Genomic DNA, 1,726 nt, shown 5'->3' with positions numbered 1-1,726 from the left:
TTACAAGTATTACTCTACCCAGCGGCCTGTGGACATCGGGACATTCCCCAAACCGCCCCATAACGCCCCGGATGAGATCGTCAACTACGATCAGCGTATCCCTGTGGAGGGCGGCGCATTTCTGGCGTGGGGGCATCTGACCTATACAAAGCCGCTGACCGAAAGGCAGACGGCAGATTACGAGCTGCGGCCCGCCCCCGGCAATCCCGACAGGCCCCGTCCGATTGCCCAGAAGATGAAGGAGGCCGCAAAACTGGCCGGGGCTGACCGGGGCGATCCCGTCCACAAGAAAAAAGCCCCCGCCCGGGAGGAGCGATGACAAAGAAACGCCGCCGCCCCATCCATCTCCATGTGATGGTGTCCGAGGAGGAGCTGGCGCTGATCCGGGAGCGCATGGCCGAGGCGGGCATCCGCAATATGGGGGCCTATATGCGGAAAATGGCCCTCAATGGGTATGTGCTCCATGTTGACCTGTCACCCGTCCAGGAGCTGGTGTCGCTCCAGCGGCGGTGCTCCAACAATCTAAACCAGGTGGCGATCCAGGCGAATACCTACGGCGGCATTTACCCGGAGGAGATTACGGCTCTGCAACGGGACTATGAAAAGCTGTGGCGGCCCCTTTCCGATCTGCTGGAAAAGCTCTCCGCCATCGTGCGGCTCTGACCTGCCGGGGAGCGGTTTTGCCGTTCCCCGGCTATCTCGACTTCTGGACATTTTGTCCAGAGGTGGGGATAGCCGAGGCATCCTTGTTGGCCCCCTCCTGCGGAGTTATAATATACATATAGAGGCAAACAACGAACTTTTGTAGGAGGTATGAACGATGCGGACAATCTTAAAAATCATCGCGGCTCCCTTTGTCCTGGCCCTGATCCTCATTGTGGCTGTGCTTACGTTCCTGTCCTGCGTGGCGGGGGCGGTGTGCATTGTGGCTTGTGTGGGCCTGTCCCTGCTGGCGATCCTCTGCCTGCTGGCCGGGCAGACAGTAGGCTGCATCGCCATGTTTGTGCTGGCGTTCCTGGTTTCCCCCTTTGGGCTCCCGGCCCTGGGCGGCTGGCTGGTGGAGCGCCTGCATGGAGTGAAGTATGCGGCGATGGACTTTATGGCGAGCTGATACTTATGGAGAAAGTGTCCAGAGGTGCCGGGCGGCGGGTGAAACAGACCGCCGCCCGCTTTTTCTGCTGGGAAAGGAGGTGCGGCTATCGCTACAACTTACATCCGGCCCTACAAGGTGGCGGCGGGAAAAACGGCTGTCCAGACGATGGAGGATCGGTTTGCTTACGGGCTCAATCCGAAAAAGCTGGGGGCCGTATCTGCCTACCTCTGCGATCCGGCGTCGGCCCCGGCTGAGTTTCTTCTGACAAAGAGCCAGTACCAGGCGGAAACGGGCCGGGCCGTGGAGCGCGGGGCCCTGTTCTTTCAGATCCGGCAGGCGTTCCCGCCTGGTGAGGTCACGCCGGAGGAGGCCAACAAAATCGGCTATGAAACGGCCATGCGCTGGACAAAGGGCAAGTACCAGTTTTTCGTTTGTACCCACATCGCCAAAGGCCACATTCACAATCACATTTACTACAACTCCACGGCCCAGGACTGTTCCCGGAAGTTTCACAACTTCATCGGCTCCAGCTTTGCGGTGCGGCGGCTCTCTGACCGGGTGTGCATCGAGCATGAGCTGTCCGTCATTCAAAATCCAAAACAGCACAGCAAGGGCCGCTTTCTTCACTATGGC

3 protein-coding genes and 1 pseudogene are annotated in these 1,726 nt (G+C 59.4%); all 4 read left to right on the top strand.

Features of this window, described 5'->3' with window-relative positions:
* Positions 1-319 (top strand): annotated as a pseudogene (locus JX325_RS16285) (hypothetical protein); the annotation flags it as partial.
* On the top strand, positions 316-663 hold the full coding sequence (mobC, locus tag JX325_RS16280) for a plasmid mobilization relaxosome protein MobC (RefSeq protein ID WP_022512589.1): 348 nt from the start codon (positions 316-318) through the stop codon (positions 661-663). The pseudogene JX325_RS16285 and the gene mobC, both read left to right, overlap by 4 nt.
* Before the next feature lie 157 nt (positions 664-820).
* Positions 821-1,111, top strand: coding sequence for a CD1845 family protein (locus JX325_RS16275; RefSeq protein ID WP_087347888.1), 291 nt, complete (start codon positions 821-823; stop codon positions 1,109-1,111).
* A gap of 147 nt (positions 1,112-1,258) precedes the next feature.
* On the top strand, positions 1,259-1,726 hold a 468-nt coding region (locus JX325_RS16270; protein ID WP_204792083.1), incomplete at its 3' end, for a relaxase/mobilization nuclease domain-containing protein.

The sequence above is a fragment of the Oscillibacter sp. CU971 genome, from assembly GCF_905219725.1.
Lineage (GTDB): Bacteria > Bacillota > Clostridia > Oscillospirales > Oscillospiraceae > Oscillibacter.
This window is presented reverse-complemented; position numbering and strand designations above follow the sequence as displayed.